The following is a 16,852-nucleotide window of genomic DNA, read 5'->3' on the forward strand; positions in this document are numbered from 1 at the left end:
ATTACATCCTATGTCTTATCAGTCTCTGCCATGTAAATTTTGACTGCGCAGGCCTTGTATTCGGGAGTGAGAGAGATCTCGTCATATGCTGGGCTCGTAAGAAGATTGGTTAGCACATCTTGGAAATGAAATGCCATAAACACGGTTCCGGGCCTGCTTTTTGCGGTGAGCCTTGCCCTCACCGCTACCTTTCCACGTCTCGATTCCACCCATGTCATCGCGCCATCCATTATACCGAAACGCCTTGCGTCCTCAGGATGAATCTCTACGTATTCCTCCGGAGAAATCGTATTGAGTACTCTTGAACGTCTGGTCATAGAGCCGTTATTGTAATGTGGAAGACGACGCCCTGTGATCAAGACAAGAGGATATTCACTGTCAGGTTGTTCCATGCTACCAGAGTGAAACAGTACTGAAAAAAGCCCCTTGCCCCTTGTAAAGGCATTGCTGTGTAAAAGGGGCGTCCCTGGATGAGTGTCGTGGGGACATGGCCAGACAAGTCCATCCCCTTCGAGGCGCCAGTAATGAACACCGGCCATCACTGGTGTTACCTTAGCGATTTCCTCCATTATTTCTGCCGGATCTGTATAAGACATTGAATATCCCATTTTCTGAGCAAGAAGGCATACTATCTTCCAGTCTGGCAGGGCCTCACCCGGTGGCTCGACAGCCTTTCTGATCCTTTGAATCCTTCTTTCGGCATTTGTAAAGGTACCGTCTTTTTCGTAAAAACAGGCAGCAGGAAAGACAACGTGCGCCATTTTCATGGTCTCTGTAGGGAAAATATCCTGGACTATTACTAGCTCCATGCTGGCCAATGCGGTGCGGACAGCGGAGATATTTGCCTGGGTGTGCATGGGGTCGTCGCCGATACAGTAGAGCGCCTTAAACATCCCCTCTCTTGCAGCCTGATACATTTCATGTTCGGTAAGTCCAGGGCCCTCGGGGACACTTGTACCCCACTCCTTGGCGAACTTTTCCCTCGTCTGTACATCATCCACGTCCTGGTAGCCGGGATATACCATGGGAAGCGCTCCCATATCGCACGCGCCCTGGACGTTATTCTGACCTCGGAGAGGCAGTATGCCAGCGCCTGGTCTACCGACATTGCCAGTGGCCAGGGCCAGATTGGCGAGCCCCATCACACTGTTTGTTCCATCACGGTGTTCCGTCACTCCAAGGCCATAAAGGATCATGCCTTTACGTGTCCCTGCATAGCACCTGGTGGCCTCTCTCAGCAGTTCAGCCGAAACACCGGTTATGGCATCCGTCATCTCAGGAGGAAACATCTTTACATGTTGCCTGACCTTTTCGAATCCTTCAGTGCGTTCTGCGATGAATTCGCTGTCTTCTAGGTGTTCGTCAAATATGACATGGAGCATGGAGTTGAAAAGCGAGACATTGGTGCCGGGCCTCAGCCTGAGCCAATAATCTGCAATTGAGACCAGATCAGTGCGCCTTGGATCTATGACTATGAGTCTTGTTCCATTGGCTACAGCCCTACGTATCATCATCCCTACCACGGGATGGGCCTCGCTTGTATTAGATCCGCATACTATCAGGACTTCTGCCTCCATAATGTCCCTAAGAGAATTTGTGGCAGCACCACTCCCCAGGGCTATCCTGAGACCAGTCACAGACGGTGCATGGCAGACCCTGGCACAGTTGTCTATATTGTTTGTGCCAATTACCGCCCTGGCAAACTTCTGCGCCAGATAATTGACTTCATTTTCACACCTTGAGGATGAAACTACTCCAATTGCATTGGGCCCGTATTTTTGCCTGATTTCCATAAGGCGTTTAGCCGCAAAGTCTATTGCCTCTTCCCAAGAGACCTTTCTGAACTTATCCTCACGGCTTTCACGTATCATCGGCCTTGTCAGACGGTCTGGATGACGATAGAAATCAAAGCCGAACCTACCTTTTACGCACAGGTCACCATAATTTGGAGCATCCCTAGGATCGGATTTTATCTCCACAATTACACCACATTTTGAATGGATCTCTATCTTGCAGCCTGTTCCACAGTAAGTACATACGCTCTTTGTGACATCGGCTTCACCTGGTAGTAAGGGGACACCAAGATCCTTTTTCGTAAGGGCACCTGTGGGACATGTATCGACACAGGCTCCGCACGAGACGCAGTTGGAGTTTATCACTATGGACTTATCCCTGACGCAGCCATCTTCCTCAATATAGTCCAGCCGCAGGGCATCTGATTCACAGGTCTGCTCACATCTGTGACATAACACACACTTGTTTGGATCTATCAAAATGGCTGGATGGGTCTTGTCCAGGGGATAATGAAGCCGTTTCAGGGCCTTTTTTACCCCAAGATCGTGATCGGCGCATAGTGTACGGAAGGTACATTTTGAAAGCCCCAGACAGCCACACTGAAGGCATCTCGCTGCCTCACGCCTGGCCATCTCCTCGGTAAGGCCGAGTTCAACCTCAAAAAAGTCACAAATGCGCCTTTCAGGCGGACGTTCAGGCATGGATTGGGCAAGGCTCACTGTAAAACCATCATAGTTGTGCATATCGACGTCTTCAAAGCGCTTACCCTTGGTAAAATTAAATCTCGGCTCAGATATACCTGTCTTTTCCCCAACCATGTACTCATGCATGGCCTCTGCAGCGCGCCTTCCTGCTGCAACCGCCTGAATAACAGTCCTTGGCCCGCTTGCACAGTCACCCCCGGCAAAAATCCCTGGGATATTCGTAGCCATGGTGCTGGGATTGGACTTTATTGTCTTTTTGGGGCTCAATTTCAATTTTGCTTCCAGGTCACCAAAGGTGGAAATGGTGTCGTCACCCTCCTGACCCAGTGCTGAGATCACTGCATCCCCTTCCCACACGAGCCTGGAGCCTGGCATGGGAACAGGGAAACGTCTGCCCCTCTCATCTGGCTCTCCAAGGACCGTCCTGGCCATTATGACCTTCACCTTACCATTGTCCATGCGCTCAATAGACAGAGGCGTGGCCATGAGGAATAGCTGTACCCCCTCCTTTTCTGCCTCTTCCACATCGCGCTGCTGGGCCGGCATCTCCACTCGGCTCCTCTCGTACACAACAGTAACATCCCTTACACCAAGACGCCTTGCTGAACGCGCGGCATCCACTGCCACATCTCCACCACCGATTACGAGGACCTTTGAACCGAGAGAGATTTGCCTGCCGAGATTGATCTTTTTCAAGAGCTCAAGGCCATCTACGGCAAACTCTCCGCCCTTGATCGAAAGGGATCTTTGCTTCGAGAGCCCAACCGCAATAAATATAGAATCAAAACCCTGATCTTTGAGGTCACTTAAGGTAAAATCATCTCCCCATCGCCTTCCAACCTTTACATGCACCCCCAGATCCAAGATATTCTGTACCTCTTGTTCCACTACCTTGGTGGGGAGCTTGTAGTTTGGAATCCCGTATCTCAGGAGCCCACCGAGTTCCTTTTCTGCCTCGAAGATGGTTACGTCATGGCCGAGCTTTCTCAAAAAATAAGCGCAGCTAAGACCAGCGGGTCCACCACCAATAATGGCTGCACGTTTGCCTGTAGATTCCCCTGGCCGTTCTTTCAAACCACCTTTGGCCTGAACGTAATCTGCCACGAACCTCTTGAGATGATTTATGCTAATGGGCTCATCCAACAGGACACGCCTACACCTAGTCTCACAAAATCTCGGGCACACCCTCCCCACAGAGAGCGGCAGGGGATTCTTCTCCTTAATGAGCCTCAGTGCTGCCTCATATTCGCCTCTTGCGATGAGATTAATGTATCCCTGAACGTTGATGCCACCAGGACATGTGAGATTGCAGGGGGCCTTGCAGTCTCCATAGTGATGAGAAATCAGTTTTTCCAGATTACGTCTTCTTTGCTCCAAAATTTTAGGATCTTTGGTTACCACAACCATTCCATCTGTTGCCTCAGTGCGGCATGCCCTAACATATTCACCATCAATCTCCACAAGACACAGAAGACATGGCCTCTTGGAATCATCCTTACCAGGGAGGTGACACAGGTGCGGAATCTCGATCCCTGCATCTCTTGCCGCTTCAAGGACGCTCATGCCCTGTCGGGCAGTGACCTCTCTCCCATCTATCAAGAGGTTTATCACTTTATCTGTAACATTCATTATGTCCCTCCGGTTCCAAAATTGGCTGAAAGAGTCCTTTCACACCTGGCTCTCACTATAGAGGCTATATTTTTTCTGCTAAAATCGCCGGACCTAAGGAGATCCTTGGCAGCATTTATGAGTCCTGTCCGCAACTTTACATCTCGAGCGGCGTTGGCTGCCTCGAGAAGCCGTTGCCTCAACCGCTCTTCCTTTACGCCTTCGGCCTGTCCAAGAGGACCTAGTTCGGCAATCCTCTTGGTAAATTCGGTGATTATGTTGACAAACCTGGGGCCTTCTGCTGCGGATGCCCACTCAATGAGAAGGCGCTCCTGCCTGACCCCTATACGTCTCATGGCCTCATGGGCCAGAGAACCGCTTATTAGGGCATGATAATTTCCTGATTGGTAATGACATTCCCCTGGATGACAGCCTCCAACAAAAACTCCATCAGCACCGACTGCCAATGCCTCCAGAGGGAAAGAGGGATCAAGTCTCCCTGTGCACATAATGCGAATGACTCTGAGATTGGGTGGATACTGGTACCGGCCGACTCCGGCTGAGTCCGCAGCAGTATAGCAACACCAATTGCACAGAAAACCGAGAATTCTGGGTTCCTGTCTCTGTTTATTCATTTTCTATCTCCTTTCCTGAGAAAGCGTGGATCTGCGCCATGATTCCATGGTAAGTGAAACGGCCCATTTCTATGGCCAACACAGGACAACGAGCGGCACATATGCCGCAACCTTTACAGGATGCGGCAAGGGTTGAGGCCTTTCGTCTCTTTCCTTCCTTGTAGATGCGAATCGCGTTGTACGGACAAAACTGCTCGCATGCGCCACAGCCGATACATTTTTCCTTGTCAACCATGGAAACAATTGGTTCTGGTTCCACCTTTCCCCTCGCCAGAGGCAGACAGGCCCTTGCAGCCGCTGCCTGCGCCTGGGCAATACTTTCATCGATGGAGCGTGGAGAGTGTGCAAGGCCACATACATAGACCCCATCCACTGCCAGATCCACAGGCCTCAACTTCACATGGGCCTCGAGGAAGAACCCGTCTTCTGTCGTAGGTACCTTGAGTATTTTTGAGATGTCCTGTACATCTTCCGGCACAATTCCGGTTGAGAGGACCAATAGATCAGCCTTCCACTCGATTTCCCTATTAAGGAGAGAGTCCCAGACCAAGACAGCAAGCGGACTCTTTTCATCTTTTTGCAGAGATGCCCTTGGCGGATTTTCCAGGCTATAACGCTGGAATATCACTCCCTTGCGCCTCGCCTCACGATAGTCATCCTCTATAAATCCATAGGCCCTCATGTCTCTGTACAGAATGACTACTTGAATATCCGGGGCCAGCTTCTTTATCCGGAGGGCGTTTTTCAGTGCCTGACCGCAACAGACACGGCTACAGTATGAAAGGTCATTCCCCCTGGAACCCACACACTGTATCATTACTATGTGCTTCGTTCCCGGAAGTAAGGGACGACGTGAGGCGAGTCTTTCCTCCAGTTCAATTTGCGTAATGACTCTGGATGACTCACCATAGAAAAATTTTCCCTTGGGTATATAGGGTCGGCCCCCGGTGGCAAGGACTATGACGCCGTGACTGATCTCCTCGGTCTTGGAACCGATTGAGATTGTGGAACGGAAATCCCCCACATAACCCGAGACTGAAGACAATACAGCCCCTGTACAGACCCTAATCTTAGGATGGGATTTGACCTTTTCTATGAGCATTGAAACCTCCTGTCTGGGGTCATTTCCCAGCCTGTCTGCTGTGAGAGCAAGGGCCCTGCCTCCAAGCCTGTGTTCCCGTTCCACTAGGGTGCAGTAATAGCCCTGTTCTGCTATGGTGAGGGCTGCCGTGAGACCAGCCACTCCGCCGCCGATTACCAAGGCGGATTTGACCACCGGAAGTTCCTGCTCTGGTAGGGGAGCGAGATGTTGGGCCTTTGCCACGGCCATCCTAACGAGATCTTTTGCCTTTTCCGTGGCGGCTTGCGGTTCGTTCATGTGGACCCAGGAACACTGGTCTCTTATATTGGCCATCTCAAAAAGAGACCGGTTAAGCCCAGCGGCCCTCAGTGTCGCCTGAAAGAGAGGTTCGTGGGTTCTTGGGGTACATGCCGCCACTACTACCCTATTGAGATTGTATTCTCTTATTATTTCGGTAATGTGTCGTTGGGTATCCTGGGAACAGGTGTACAGATTGTCAGTGGCATACACTACTCCGGGAAGTGTACGGGCGTATTCCTGGACTTTCTTGACATCTACCACGCCTCCTATATTGATCCCACAGCTACACACAAACACCCCTATCCGCGGTTCTTCATTGGAAACGTCGCGTTCTTCAGGATAGGTGATTGATAGTGTCTCTGTATCCCTAGCTTCCTTGAGCAGACCTGCACAGAGTGAGGCGGCTCCGCTCGCCTGGGTTACACTGTCGGGTATGTCTTTCGGGCCCTGGAATGCCCCTGCTACGAATACACCCTCTCTATCGGAGCTGAGTGGCGACCAGATACCTGTGTAGGCAAAATTGTAGGAATTGAGAGATATTCCTGTGGATTCTGAGAGTTTTTCAGCATCCTCGACAGCCTCCAGTCCATTAGTCAGGACAACCATGTCGTAGAATTCATGAAAATTCCTTCCATTTTCTGCCACATAGGTGAGCAGAAGCTGTCCATCTATTTGTTCAACCCTCGCAGGACGGGCATAGACAATCCTCAGGTCGTGTTCTCTGATGGCACGCTCTCTAGCTGCATCAAACCCCTTACCGTGGGTACGTACATCCATATAAAAGAGGGTGATTTGCACATCTGGGTCATGTTCCTTGGCCATGGTCGCCTCTTTTATGGCGTACATACAGCATACAGAGGAACAGTAATTGTTGCCGCAACGTTCATCTCGAGAACCGATACACTGGAGAAACGCAATACGTTTTGGATGCCGTCCGTCTGAAATTCGAACGATCTCTCCATTGGTGGGGCCACTTGCGCACATTAGACGCTCGAATTCAAAGGCAGTCAAAACATCTTCATAGAGACCCCAGCCGAATTTTTCTAAGAACTCTTCCTTTATGCGGCCAAAGCCAGGAGCGACAATAGCAGCTCCCACATTGAGTTCTCGTATCCCTTCGGATTGATCAAAGTCTATTGCCTTTTTCTGGCATAGAGAGGCACATAGCCCACAGGAGTCATAATTGACGCGTAAACAGGCCTTTGCATCTATATAGTAACTTGTTGGTACTGCCTGGGGATAATCTATGTGCGCGCAGCGGGCCAGTTCCAAACGTTCATTGTATTGGTCTGCTATGATTCTAGGACAGTAAAGTGAACACTGCCCGCATCCGGTACAGGCGGTTTCGTCTATGAATCTCGGCTTTACAAGTACCTTTGCAGTAAAAGAACCTGGTTTGCCATTTAGGGAAATAAGTTCGGCATTCGTGATGATTTCAATGTTTGGATTTCGTCCTGCCTCCACCAGTTTTGGCGCCAGGATACAAAGGGAACAGTCGTTGGTGGGGAACGTCTTATCGAGTCTTGCCATGGCACCCCCTATGGATGCCGTTTTTTCGAGAAGATAGACCTTGTACCCCAATTCTGTAAGGTCAAGGGATGCCTGCACCCCTGCAACACCGCCTCCAATAACCAGGACGCTCCCGGTTACAGGAGTATTAGAACTATTATTGCATTTCATATGACACCTCCCATGGATGCAGAAGACCTGCATCTGTTAGCATGGCGATTCAACCGGCCTCGCCACGCCTGAGAGGTTTTATGTCAGGATTTGATTACAGGTGGGAAAACGTGGAAGGACGGCTGAAAACGCCAATAGGTTGTATAGTGGTCTGAACCAGACCTGTTGAATTTTGAGCTAAGGCTCATTCAACAGGCTGATAATACTTATAAACCATCTGTCTTTACTCCTTTTAAGGGATTACAGCGACTATAAGATTTCGCTTTTTATAGAAAGAGGAACGTATCATAAAATGATATACTGTCAACTTTCTTTTAACTCCGCATAACTGCTGCCTCAAAGTCAGACATTTCACAATTTATTAAAAGACGGCGTGAGCTTAAATCTAGATGAGAGCTAACTTTCTGATATTACAATTGAACATGATGCAACGTCATTTAGGAACCAGTACTATCGTTAAAAAACAGCTTTTAAAAATGGAGTCAATCTATAGTTAGTTAGACTGTATTTAACCCTTTAAAATTAGAGAAAAACAAGGCATACTACCCTATCATTGGAAATTAAAACTTAGGGAGGAAAATATTATGGACGCTATCACTTGTATCAAGACCAGACAGAGCATAAGAGCTTATCTTCCTGATCCAGTACCCGAAGAGCTGTTGAGAGAGGTGGTCGAGATAGCCTCATGGAGTCCTTCATATAAGAATACCCAGCCCTGGGAGGTTATGATCATCTCAGGAGAGAAAAAACAGGCCCTGAGCAAGATGCTCGTAGATCTCTTGGAAAAAGGGGCACCGCCCACCCCCGATATACCTGAGCCCACAGTATGGCCCGAAACCCAACAGGCCAGGATAAATCACCTCTATTCCCAGAGGGCCAAGGCAACTGGAATAAATCTGGCAGACCCAGAAGTGATAAAAAAGGCGAAAAAGGCAAATTTTAATTTCTACGGGGCACCCCACGCGATTTATCTATATCAAGACAAGGACCTTCCTCTTTGGTCACTGTTTGATATAGGACTCTTTGCCCAGAACCTCATGCTTGCTGCACATGCTAAGGGACTCGGCACAGTACCCCAGGCCTTCACAACTGATTATGCAAAGGAAACAAAGGAATTCTTAGGTATCCCTGAGTCCAAACGCCTGGTTCTGGGCCTTTCAATAGGATACCCCAACATGGAGGCACCACATAATCAATTGAGGACAGACAGGGTACCAGTTGAGGAAATCCTTACGTTTGTGGCTTAAAGCCGTTTTTCTCCCACCTATATACCCTCATAGGTGGGATATTCAGGATTTCCATTGATTTTTTGCATGGTCCAAGTACGGGATTGCACAGGTGAGACACCTTGCTGCTGAACTGGTAGGCCACAAACCTACCACCATGGGCAAGGCACCTGGCAATCTCTTGGATTATGCGCTTTCCAAGCTCTTCTGGCATTGTGGAAAATGGGATACCAGATATGATTGCATCAGGGTTTGGCAGGTTGTATTGGGCCAAAATCTTCCCGAGATCCGCTGCACTCCCCAAGTGCGCAATCAATCTTGGATCATCAATTGTCTTAACAAAACTATGAAACTGTGGATTGATCTCAATACTAAGGAGTTTTGCATCTCTAGGCAAACACGAAAGGATTGCCTTGGTAGTACCTCCTGTTCCTGAACCAAGCTCCACCACAGTCTTACAAGTGCGCACCTCTGCCATATCAAGTACGCGTCTTTCCAAATATGGTGAACTCGGGATAACTGACCCTATCTGCAAAGGGTGTTTTAAAAATTGCTGAAAGAATATTATCTTTTCGTCTTTTTTACCAGCTAGACGTAGTCCGTTGGCCATAATATCTCTATTCCCTCCATTTTTTGGGACGTATTCTGATCCAGATTATTTAACGCAATCCTTTTCACTTCTCAATGCCTTTATTGAAACTGTAGACTAGCCAATTAAAAAACTCACCTTTTATTGAGAAACAACCAATTTCATGGCAAAAGGCCAATCTGTAAGTGTTGAGTTTTGAGTTTTAAGTGTTAAGTTCAAGGAAAAAGCCTTTTATATCCCTATTCCTTCAACTTAAAACTCAAAACTCAACACTCAAAACTTCTTATTTGAGAGCATTGTTATTGAATATGGAGATATACAGAAAACAACGGTGTCAGGAGTGGGTAAAGGTCAGCCTAGAGGTAGAGGGCTAGCGGGGCAATTTTGGTAATAAGCTTTTTCCAAACACAAAGGGGGCTCGGTTTATGCGGGACAATATTTGCAAAGTATGGATGGTGACCAGAGAATATGAAGGCCTTGCAGGTGTAGGCGGTATAAAGGATGTATGCCGCTACCTTTCCGAGGCCTTACATAACAAGGGGGTAAAAGTCAAGGTATTCTTACCACGATACGGCTTTATCAACCCAGAAGACCATGGATTCAAAAATATCGGGCCCTCACTCATTGTGGATATGAACTACGCCTCAGAGGAAAGGAGAGAACAGGTCTCATTCTGGAAAAATTGCCTCTATGGAGTGGATATCGTCATGGTGGAGAGCCAGCGTTTTTCAGAAAAGTTTGGTGTCTATACCTATACTGAGTATGAAGAACGGCTCGATCCAGGAAAGAAAAAGGGAGAGGGTCACTTTGACTACTTTGCCACCAATGTCCTCTTGGAAAAGGCTGTCCTTGCCTATGCGGCTCACTCAGGCCAAACACCTGACTGTATCCATTGCCACGATGGTCATACTGCCCTGATACCACCCCTTATGAGGGAACTCGAAGGCTATAGGTACTTTTTTAAGAATACCGGAGCACTCGTAACCATACACAACGCAGGTATAGGATATCACCAAGACGTGCTCGATTTGCCATTTGCAAAGGCTATCACTGGTCTTCCATGGAAGGTAATCTATAGCTCCCTTTTGAACGGATCTTTTGATCCTTTTTTGGCGTGTTCTCCCTATTCGTGCATGAATACTGTTAGCGAAAACTATGCAAAGGAACTCCAAGAAACAGACCTCGATGCCCTAACCGGCTGGCTAGGCCACGCCCTAAAGGAAAGGGGCATCGTCCTAAAAGGTATAACCAATGGTATAGACCCGAGTGCCTATGATCCCAAAAGGCCCGAAGAACTAGGGCTCCCCAAGGCCTTTGACCCAATGACAGGAGACCTCGATGGAAAAAGAGAAGCAAGATCACTTCTCTATTCTTTGATTCGAGAGAAGAAGGCCGATGGGATACAGATCATTGGTGAGTTAGCCACTGATTTTAAAAGGCCCCTTCTCACTTCCATTGGAAGGCTTACTCAACAAAAAGGCATTGATCAACTATGCGATGCATTGACAATATTGGCCACAAAAGAGCCTGAATTTCAATGTGTAATACTGGGGACTGGGGAGCACCACATCGAAGAAAGACTAAAGGCCATGGCTCAAGTTTCAAACCTCAAGGGTAAATTGTGCGTCCTCCTTGGCTATAGCGATAAAATCGGAAACCTCGTTTATGCATCAGGAGACTTCTTTTTAATCCCTTCCCTGTATGAACCTTGCGGGCTCACGGACTTCATAGCCCAGCTCCTTGGAAACATCCCTATTGTCAGGAAAACAGGGGGGCTAGTGAAGGTAAGAGACTGTTTTAATGGCTTTTCGTATGAAGAACACACCCCTCATGCCCTATGCAATACCATCATAAAGGCAATATCCTTTTTTAAAAGCCGGCCTGACATGCTCCAAGAGATTCGACAAAACGCCATTTTTGAAATATATGAAAACTACACTTGGGATAAGGTAGCAGACAAATATCTCGAACTTTATAAGGAGTCGCTCAGGTTTAAGCTTTTCTAAGCCTGTTCATTTTTTGGGGTATTGAATTTTTGAATGCTAAAGCTTATTTTAAGCTTCGAATCCAATTGATAAGGAAGGTAAAATACAATGGAATTTACAATAAAAGTAAGCGGAATGAGCTGTGAGCACTGCGTAGCCAGGGTAAAGAAGGCAATATTGGAAATAAATGGCGTCAGTAGCTGCGAAGTAGACCTAAAAACAGGCACTGTAAAGGTAGAGGCAAGCGCTGAAGGCCTGGAAGAAAAGGTAAAAGAGGCTGTTAGAGAAGCAGGCTATTCAATAACATAATATCAAAACTCTGATAGATACCGTATTTTCGTATAAACTACAGGATATAAGCGGCCTCCTTTGAACATTTCCAATAGCCGTGGTCTGTTAGTCCGTATTATGGCTTTTTGGCTATTACTACAGTGATTTTTTACAAATGAAGGAAGTAGAACTCAAGGTAACCGGGATGAGCTGCGCTGTTTGCGCATCCCGTGTGGAAAAGACCTTAAAAAATATGGATGGAGTGCTAGAGGCAAGCGTCAACCTCGCTGCTGGGCTTGCAAAGGTCAAGTACGACCCATCAAAGGTGTCTGAACACACCCTTATTGGTAGCATCGAAAAAGAGGGCTATGGTGCAGAGCCCTTAGAGCTCTTTCCCACAGAACTGGAGGAACAGGGCAAGGACCAGGAGCAACAACTCCTCCTTAGACTGATAATAGGGGCAGTGCTTGGCCTTGGCTGCTTCATCCTCTCTATGGAAGGGCTGTTTCCGTGGGTTTCAAAGATCCCTCAAGAGCTTAGAAAAATTCTCATCTTTGCCCTCGCTACCCCTGTACAGTTTTGGGTGGGCTATCCCTTTTTAAAAGGGGCCGTGTCTGCACTCAAACACAAGACCCCGGACATGAATACCCTTGTAAGCCTTGGGAGTCTATCGGCCTACTGGTATTCTGTATTCGCTATGACCTTTCCCCAGGTCCTCATAAGGGCAGGAGCCACTCCTCATCTATATTTTGATTCTTCCTGCATGATCATCGTGTTTGTGCTATTTGGAAAATTCCTAGAGGAACGGGCCAAGACCAAGGCCGCCTCCTCCATGACCAAACTCCTCAGCCTCATCCCCAAGACCGCCCTTGTGGAATTGCCAAATGGCCAGAGAAAAGAAGTGCCAATTGGCCAGATCAAACAGGGAGACATCGTCATTGTAAAGCCATCTCAGCGCATACCTGTAGATGGGACAATACTAGAAGGCAATACCACTGTAGATGAATCCGTGATTACCGGAGAGGCAATCCCAGTTGAAAAGGCTCGCCAAGACCAGGTAATCGGCGGCACAACAAATCTCCATGGCACCTTTAAGATGGTGGCCCAAAAAATTGGGCAAGACACCCTACTTTCCCAGATAATAAAGGTGGTACAAGAGGCCCAGGGCTCCAAGGCAAATATACAAAGGCTATCAGATAAGGTGGCATCCTATTTTGTGCCCTTTGTCATTGCTTCGGCAATAGCTTCTGCTGCAATATGGTTTTTCTTTGGGCCAGAACCTAAAATCACCAACTCCCTCCTCTCCCTTGTTTCAGTACTGGTTATAGCCTGCCCCTGCGCCATGGGACTTGCAACCCCCGCTGCAGTCATGGTGGCTACCGGCAGGGGAGCAGAGCTAGGCATACTAATCAAAAACGCCATTGCTATTGAACAGGGGGCAAACGTAGACACCATTTGCTTTGACAAGACGGGCACGCTGACCAAAGGCAATCTCAAGGTAACTGAAGTAAAGACATTTGAAGGGTCAAAAGATAAGGATCTCATAGAGATAGCATTTAGTCTCGAACTCTATTCCGATCATCCCGTGGGAAAGGCAATTAGAGAGTGGGCCTCCAAAGAGGGTATTGAGCCCCGTAAATTTGAATCTGTCCATGAAGTACCTGGAAAGGGCATAGTTGGAAAGTGGGAAAACGAGACCTTCCTTGCTGGAAAGCTGAGCCTGTTTCCTGAAAAATATCAATATATTATGGACTCGCCTCAAATTGGTACTGTTGTCTTCATAGGTACGGAGTCCAAAGGCCCGCTTGGATACATCCTGCTCCAGGACACTTTAAAGGATGAGGCGCAGGACGCCCTCACTGCCCTTAAACAAATGGGTTACAGGCTATATATGATCACCGGGGACACAAAAGAGGCTGCAGAGACAATTCGAAGGACACTTCCCCTAGAGGGCTATTGGGCCAATGTGCTCCCCCATGAAAAGGCCTTTAAATTAAGGGAAATGACTGCCAAAGGCCTCAGGGTGGCCATGGTTGGAGATGGCGTAAACGATGCCCCTGCCCTGATAGAATCAGACCTCGGCATAGCGCTATCGAGCGGTACGGACATCGCAATGGATGCTGCTTCAATCGGGATCATGAGAAATGATCTTAGGCTTGTCCCCAGGGCTATGAAGTTATTGAGAAAGACCATACGGGTCATTAAACAAAACCTCTTTTGGGCCTTTGCCTACAACACCCTTGCCATCCCCATTGCTGCAGGGGTCCTCTATCCCGATTTCGGCATAAGGCTTTCCCCAATGTGGGCAGCACTTGCAATGGCCATGAGTTCAGTTACCGTGGTGACCAATTCCCTTAGACTCAAGAAGGCCTAACAGGACGTTTAAATTGGTCTCAAGGTCTGATTTGGTATTTACCCTTATGACCCTGTCTTCCTCCTCTGGACCAAATGGGACAAATGCCTCCTTTTGTTTGAGATAAATCTCATATCGTCCATCAGAGGGACTAGTGCCTTCCATCTCCCTGAACTTTAGTCTTTCCCTTACTAGTTCGTCTTCAAGCTCGCACAAAATGAAGACGACCTTACAGTCTATGTAGTCCTCTAGCTCAATTAGGGCCAATCTGTAAGATGCGTCCAAATAGGTTGCATCAAGGCACACAGACCTTCCAAGCAGGAGATTTTTGGCTGCATGGCGCCTAAGGGAACTATAGGTTCGCCTGGAAAACTCCTTGCTGTAGATACCCTCCCCAAAGGGTTCGATCCTCTTTTCATCACTGGATATTCCACAGATGAGTTCCTTTCTTATTACGTCTGAGTTGTAGACCTCAAGGCCCATTCGCTCTGAAAATGCCTTGGCCAAAGTGGACTTTCCCGTACCTGAAAGGCCCATGAAGCAAAAAAGCGTAGTTTTTTCCCCTGATGTCCCGCCAGCATAGCGCCATGCAAGGGCCATATAGTCCCTTGCATCCCTTGCGGCCTGCTCCCTTGCCTCTTTAGTTAGGCCAGGGTCATTTGCCATGAAACAGCCTATTTTTGCCCGAACGTAGGCCCTGTAACACTTGTAAAAATCCATGAGACACAAGAGCTCTGCGTCATTGGAAAGCCTGGAGAACTCGCTGACCAGATGCCTCTCCAGCCAGGGGAGGCCATGAAAATCAAGATCCATTGCGAGGAAGGCCAGGTCACAGGCCACATCACCACAGCGAAACCTCTTATTAAACTCTATGCAATCAAAACAATAGACCTTGCCTTCGTCCTCATCAAAGCAAATATTTGCTGAATAAAGATCTCCATGCCCCTCTCTAATTCGTCCTTCACGCAAACGCCCTTCAAAAAGCGATGCATTTTTTTGAAAAAATTCTTCGTTATATCTAATTATTTCATCATATTGTCTTCTATCCAACAGAGTATCCAAAAAATCTTTCGTTTGTTCAAAATTCTCATCAATATTAAATTTTATCTTATCTATAGCCCCATATTCGTCTACCCAGCCTCCGGTCTCGGCGTTTGCATAAAATGGCACCAGGCGGCTAACGAGCATATCAATGTGTCTTATTTCCAACTCTTCCTGAGTGATTAACCGTTTCATCATGCCAGTCTCTGGCATTCTCTTCATCATGAGCACCCATTCGACCACCTCACCCTCGTCATCGCCAAGACAAAGGCTGCCATCAGATCTTTTCACTATGGGAAGTACTTGCTGATATATTTCAGGACAAAGACGCCTGTTTAGACGAAGCTCTTCACGGATAAAGTGCTCTCTTTTATCAAGGGTAGTAAAGTTGAGAAAGCCAAAATCAACGGGTTTCTTTATTTTATATACCTTGTCTCCTGCTAAAAATACCCATGAAATATGGGTCTGAACCATCTCTACATCACTTGGAGCATGAGGATAGAAACTTGGATCATTCATCTTTGAAAGCCATTCAGGAACTGTTCCCATTGCGTCTACTCCTTAATTTTGGATGTTGATAAAGATTACGCTCGTGATTATTCTACCGGTTGAAGCATAACACGAAACATAAATCCTGCACGCCTAATGTGAGAGATTCACTAAACCGGGCATTTGCAGGATTTTTCTTTAAAATACAGTGTGAGTGTGGCACTCACACATTTTATCATCAGGGACTTAAACCCAAATTATGCTATTGGCGAGTTTGCCCAAGATGCGAGGCGCGAGGGGCGAAGACGTACTTAGGTACTTCGAGCCCCGAGCAACAAAGAGACCTGGGCAAAATCGCCAATCCCGAAGGGCCGCAATCATTTTTGCCCCCTTTCGCAGTGCATAATTTGGGTTAAAGGGCTTTTTTGCCGGCATAAAGGTTTACAGAAAAACAAAAAATCAATAACATCTGAGAAAAATATTACAAAAATCTTTTAATTAAGGAGCGCATCAAAAATGGGAGAGATTAAAAGTGCCCTTGAGATCGCATTAGAAAGGGCAGAGAAGATTGGAAAGGCTAGTAAAGACGAGATCGAACAGGAAAAGTGGATTAATGCAGGCAAAAAGATTGCAGCACGCTTTATAAACGGTGAACTTAAGGGGATCAAAGATGGATTCGGGGAAATCCCCCCAGAAAACATCAATAAGGCCATTGAAGGCGCCACAGATGTCCTTATAAGAAACATCATCCTTCCAAGGGATAAGTACCAATGGGCCAATATCAACAAGGCAATTGAAGGCATCATAGAACTCAAAGGAAGCACCATCAGACAGGTGACAGACCGTATAATAGAGCTGTTGAAAATGTACGAACACTCAATTAATCAGTATCAGGAACAGGTGAAGATGCAATTCCAGGCCAAACTAGGGGGATACCAACAGGCAATAGCCCAACAGTACGGGGCAGAGGTTGCTGCAAACATAGACGTTGAGGCTATTCCAGAGTTTCAGCAGGAATGGTCAAAGATAAAGGGTGAAATAGACTCTCAGTTCGAACAACAACTGGAACAGATGAAAAGTTTTCTACGCTAACCGCG

At 47.4% G+C, this 16,852-nt stretch carries 10 protein-coding genes; 5 read left to right on the forward strand and 5 right to left on the reverse strand.

From position 1 onward, the window contains the following. Window positions 1–8: 8 nt before the first annotated feature. Genes fdhF through DBT_RS09595 form a run of 3 tightly spaced genes read right to left on the reverse strand, consistent with a single transcriptional unit; the run spans window position 9 to window position 7,802 of the window. Window positions 9–4,127: a formate dehydrogenase subunit alpha gene (fdhF, locus tag DBT_RS09585; protein WP_083186752.1), complete on the reverse strand. Its 4,119-nt coding sequence runs from the start codon at window positions 4,125–4,127 to the stop codon at window positions 9–11. Next, window positions 4,127–4,741, reverse strand: coding sequence for a hydrogenase iron-sulfur subunit (locus DBT_RS09590; RefSeq protein WP_067619782.1), 615 nt, complete (start codon window positions 4,739–4,741; stop codon window positions 4,127–4,129). The genes fdhF and DBT_RS09590 overlap by 1 nt, the downstream gene beginning before the upstream one ends. Then, window positions 4,734–7,802 (reverse strand): CoB--CoM heterodisulfide reductase iron-sulfur subunit A family protein, encoded by a 3,069-nt coding sequence (locus tag DBT_RS09595; RefSeq protein ID WP_067619785.1) that lies wholly within the window; start codon window positions 7,800–7,802, stop codon window positions 4,734–4,736. Before DBT_RS09595 ends, DBT_RS09590 begins: the two co-directional genes overlap by 8 nt. Before the next feature lie 584 nt (window positions 7,803–8,386). On the opposite strand from DBT_RS09595, the gene DBT_RS09600 reads away from it, so the two are divergent. Next, on the forward strand, window positions 8,387–9,049 hold the full coding sequence (locus DBT_RS09600) for a nitroreductase (protein WP_067619788.1): 663 nt from the start codon (window positions 8,387–8,389) through the stop codon (window positions 9,047–9,049). Here DBT_RS09600 and DBT_RS09605 read toward each other — a convergent pair. Then, window positions 9,033–9,638, reverse strand: a complete 606-nt coding sequence (locus DBT_RS09605) for a class I SAM-dependent methyltransferase (protein WP_067619789.1) — start codon at window positions 9,636–9,638, stop codon at window positions 9,033–9,035. The two genes, DBT_RS09600 and DBT_RS09605, sit on opposite strands and share 17 nt — an antisense overlap. Window positions 9,639–10,042: 404 nt before the next feature. Here DBT_RS09605 and DBT_RS09610 point away from each other — a divergent pair, with 404 nt between their 5' ends. The 3 genes from DBT_RS09610 to DBT_RS09620 all read left to right on the forward strand — a co-directional run bounded on the left by DBT_RS09610 (window position 10,043) and on the right by DBT_RS09620 (window position 14,246). Continuing rightward, window positions 10,043–11,623: a glycogen synthase gene (locus DBT_RS09610; protein WP_244155349.1), complete on the forward strand. Its 1,581-nt coding sequence runs from the start codon at window positions 10,043–10,045 to the stop codon at window positions 11,621–11,623. An 87-nt stretch (window positions 11,624–11,710) separates the two neighbouring features. Continuing rightward, window positions 11,711–11,911: a heavy-metal-associated domain-containing protein gene (locus DBT_RS09615; protein ID WP_067619793.1), complete on the forward strand. Its 201-nt coding sequence runs from the start codon at window positions 11,711–11,713 to the stop codon at window positions 11,909–11,911. A 136-nt stretch (window positions 11,912–12,047) separates the two neighbouring features. Beyond that, window positions 12,048–14,246, forward strand: coding sequence for a heavy metal translocating P-type ATPase (locus tag DBT_RS09620; protein ID WP_067619796.1), 2,199 nt, complete (start codon window positions 12,048–12,050; stop codon window positions 14,244–14,246). On the opposite strand, the gene DBT_RS09625 is transcribed toward DBT_RS09620, so the two are convergent. Beyond that, on the reverse strand, window positions 14,202–15,815 hold the full coding sequence (locus tag DBT_RS09625; protein ID WP_067619799.1) for a bifunctional aminoglycoside phosphotransferase/ATP-binding protein: 1,614 nt from the start codon (window positions 15,813–15,815) through the stop codon (window positions 14,202–14,204). The two genes, DBT_RS09620 and DBT_RS09625, sit on opposite strands and share 45 nt — an antisense overlap. A gap of 456 nt (window positions 15,816–16,271) precedes the next feature. On the opposite strand from DBT_RS09625, the gene DBT_RS09630 reads away from it, so the two are divergent. Continuing rightward, window positions 16,272–16,847 (forward strand): DUF6657 family protein, encoded by a 576-nt coding sequence (locus DBT_RS09630; protein WP_067619802.1) that lies wholly within the window; start codon window positions 16,272–16,274, stop codon window positions 16,845–16,847. Window positions 16,848–16,852: the final 5 nt, after the last annotated feature.

This window comes from Dissulfuribacter thermophilus, from assembly GCF_001687335.1.
Taxonomy (GTDB): Bacteria; Desulfobacterota; Dissulfuribacteria; order Dissulfuribacterales; family Dissulfuribacteraceae; genus Dissulfuribacter; species Dissulfuribacter thermophilus.

Coding starts and splice junctions, on each gene's coding strand:
- DBT_RS09605 (WP_067619789.1), bottom strand. CDS start 9,638: ATGGCCAACGGACTACGTCTAGCTGGTAAAAAAGACGAAAAGATAATA.
- DBT_RS09620 (WP_067619796.1), top strand. CDS start 12,048: ATGAAGGAAGTAGAACTCAAGGTAACCGGGATGAGCTGCGCTGTTTGC.
- DBT_RS09615 (WP_067619793.1), top strand. CDS start 11,711: ATGGAATTTACAATAAAAGTAAGCGGAATGAGCTGTGAGCACTGCGTA.
- DBT_RS09600 (WP_067619788.1), top strand. CDS start 8,387: ATGGACGCTATCACTTGTATCAAGACCAGACAGAGCATAAGAGCTTAT.
- fdhF (WP_083186752.1), bottom strand. CDS start 4,127: ATGAATGTTACAGATAAAGTGATAAACCTCTTGATAGATGGGAGAGAG.
- DBT_RS09595 (WP_067619785.1), bottom strand. CDS start 7,802: ATGAAATGCAATAATAGTTCTAATACTCCTGTAACCGGGAGCGTCCTG.
- DBT_RS09625 (WP_067619799.1), bottom strand. CDS start 15,815: ATGGGAACAGTTCCTGAATGGCTTTCAAAGATGAATGATCCAAGTTTC.
- DBT_RS09630 (WP_067619802.1), top strand. CDS start 16,272: ATGGGAGAGATTAAAAGTGCCCTTGAGATCGCATTAGAAAGGGCAGAG.
- DBT_RS09610 (WP_244155349.1), top strand. CDS start 10,043: ATGCGGGACAATATTTGCAAAGTATGGATGGTGACCAGAGAATATGAA.
- DBT_RS09590 (WP_067619782.1), bottom strand. CDS start 4,741: ATGAATAAACAGAGACAGGAACCCAGAATTCTCGGTTTTCTGTGCAAT.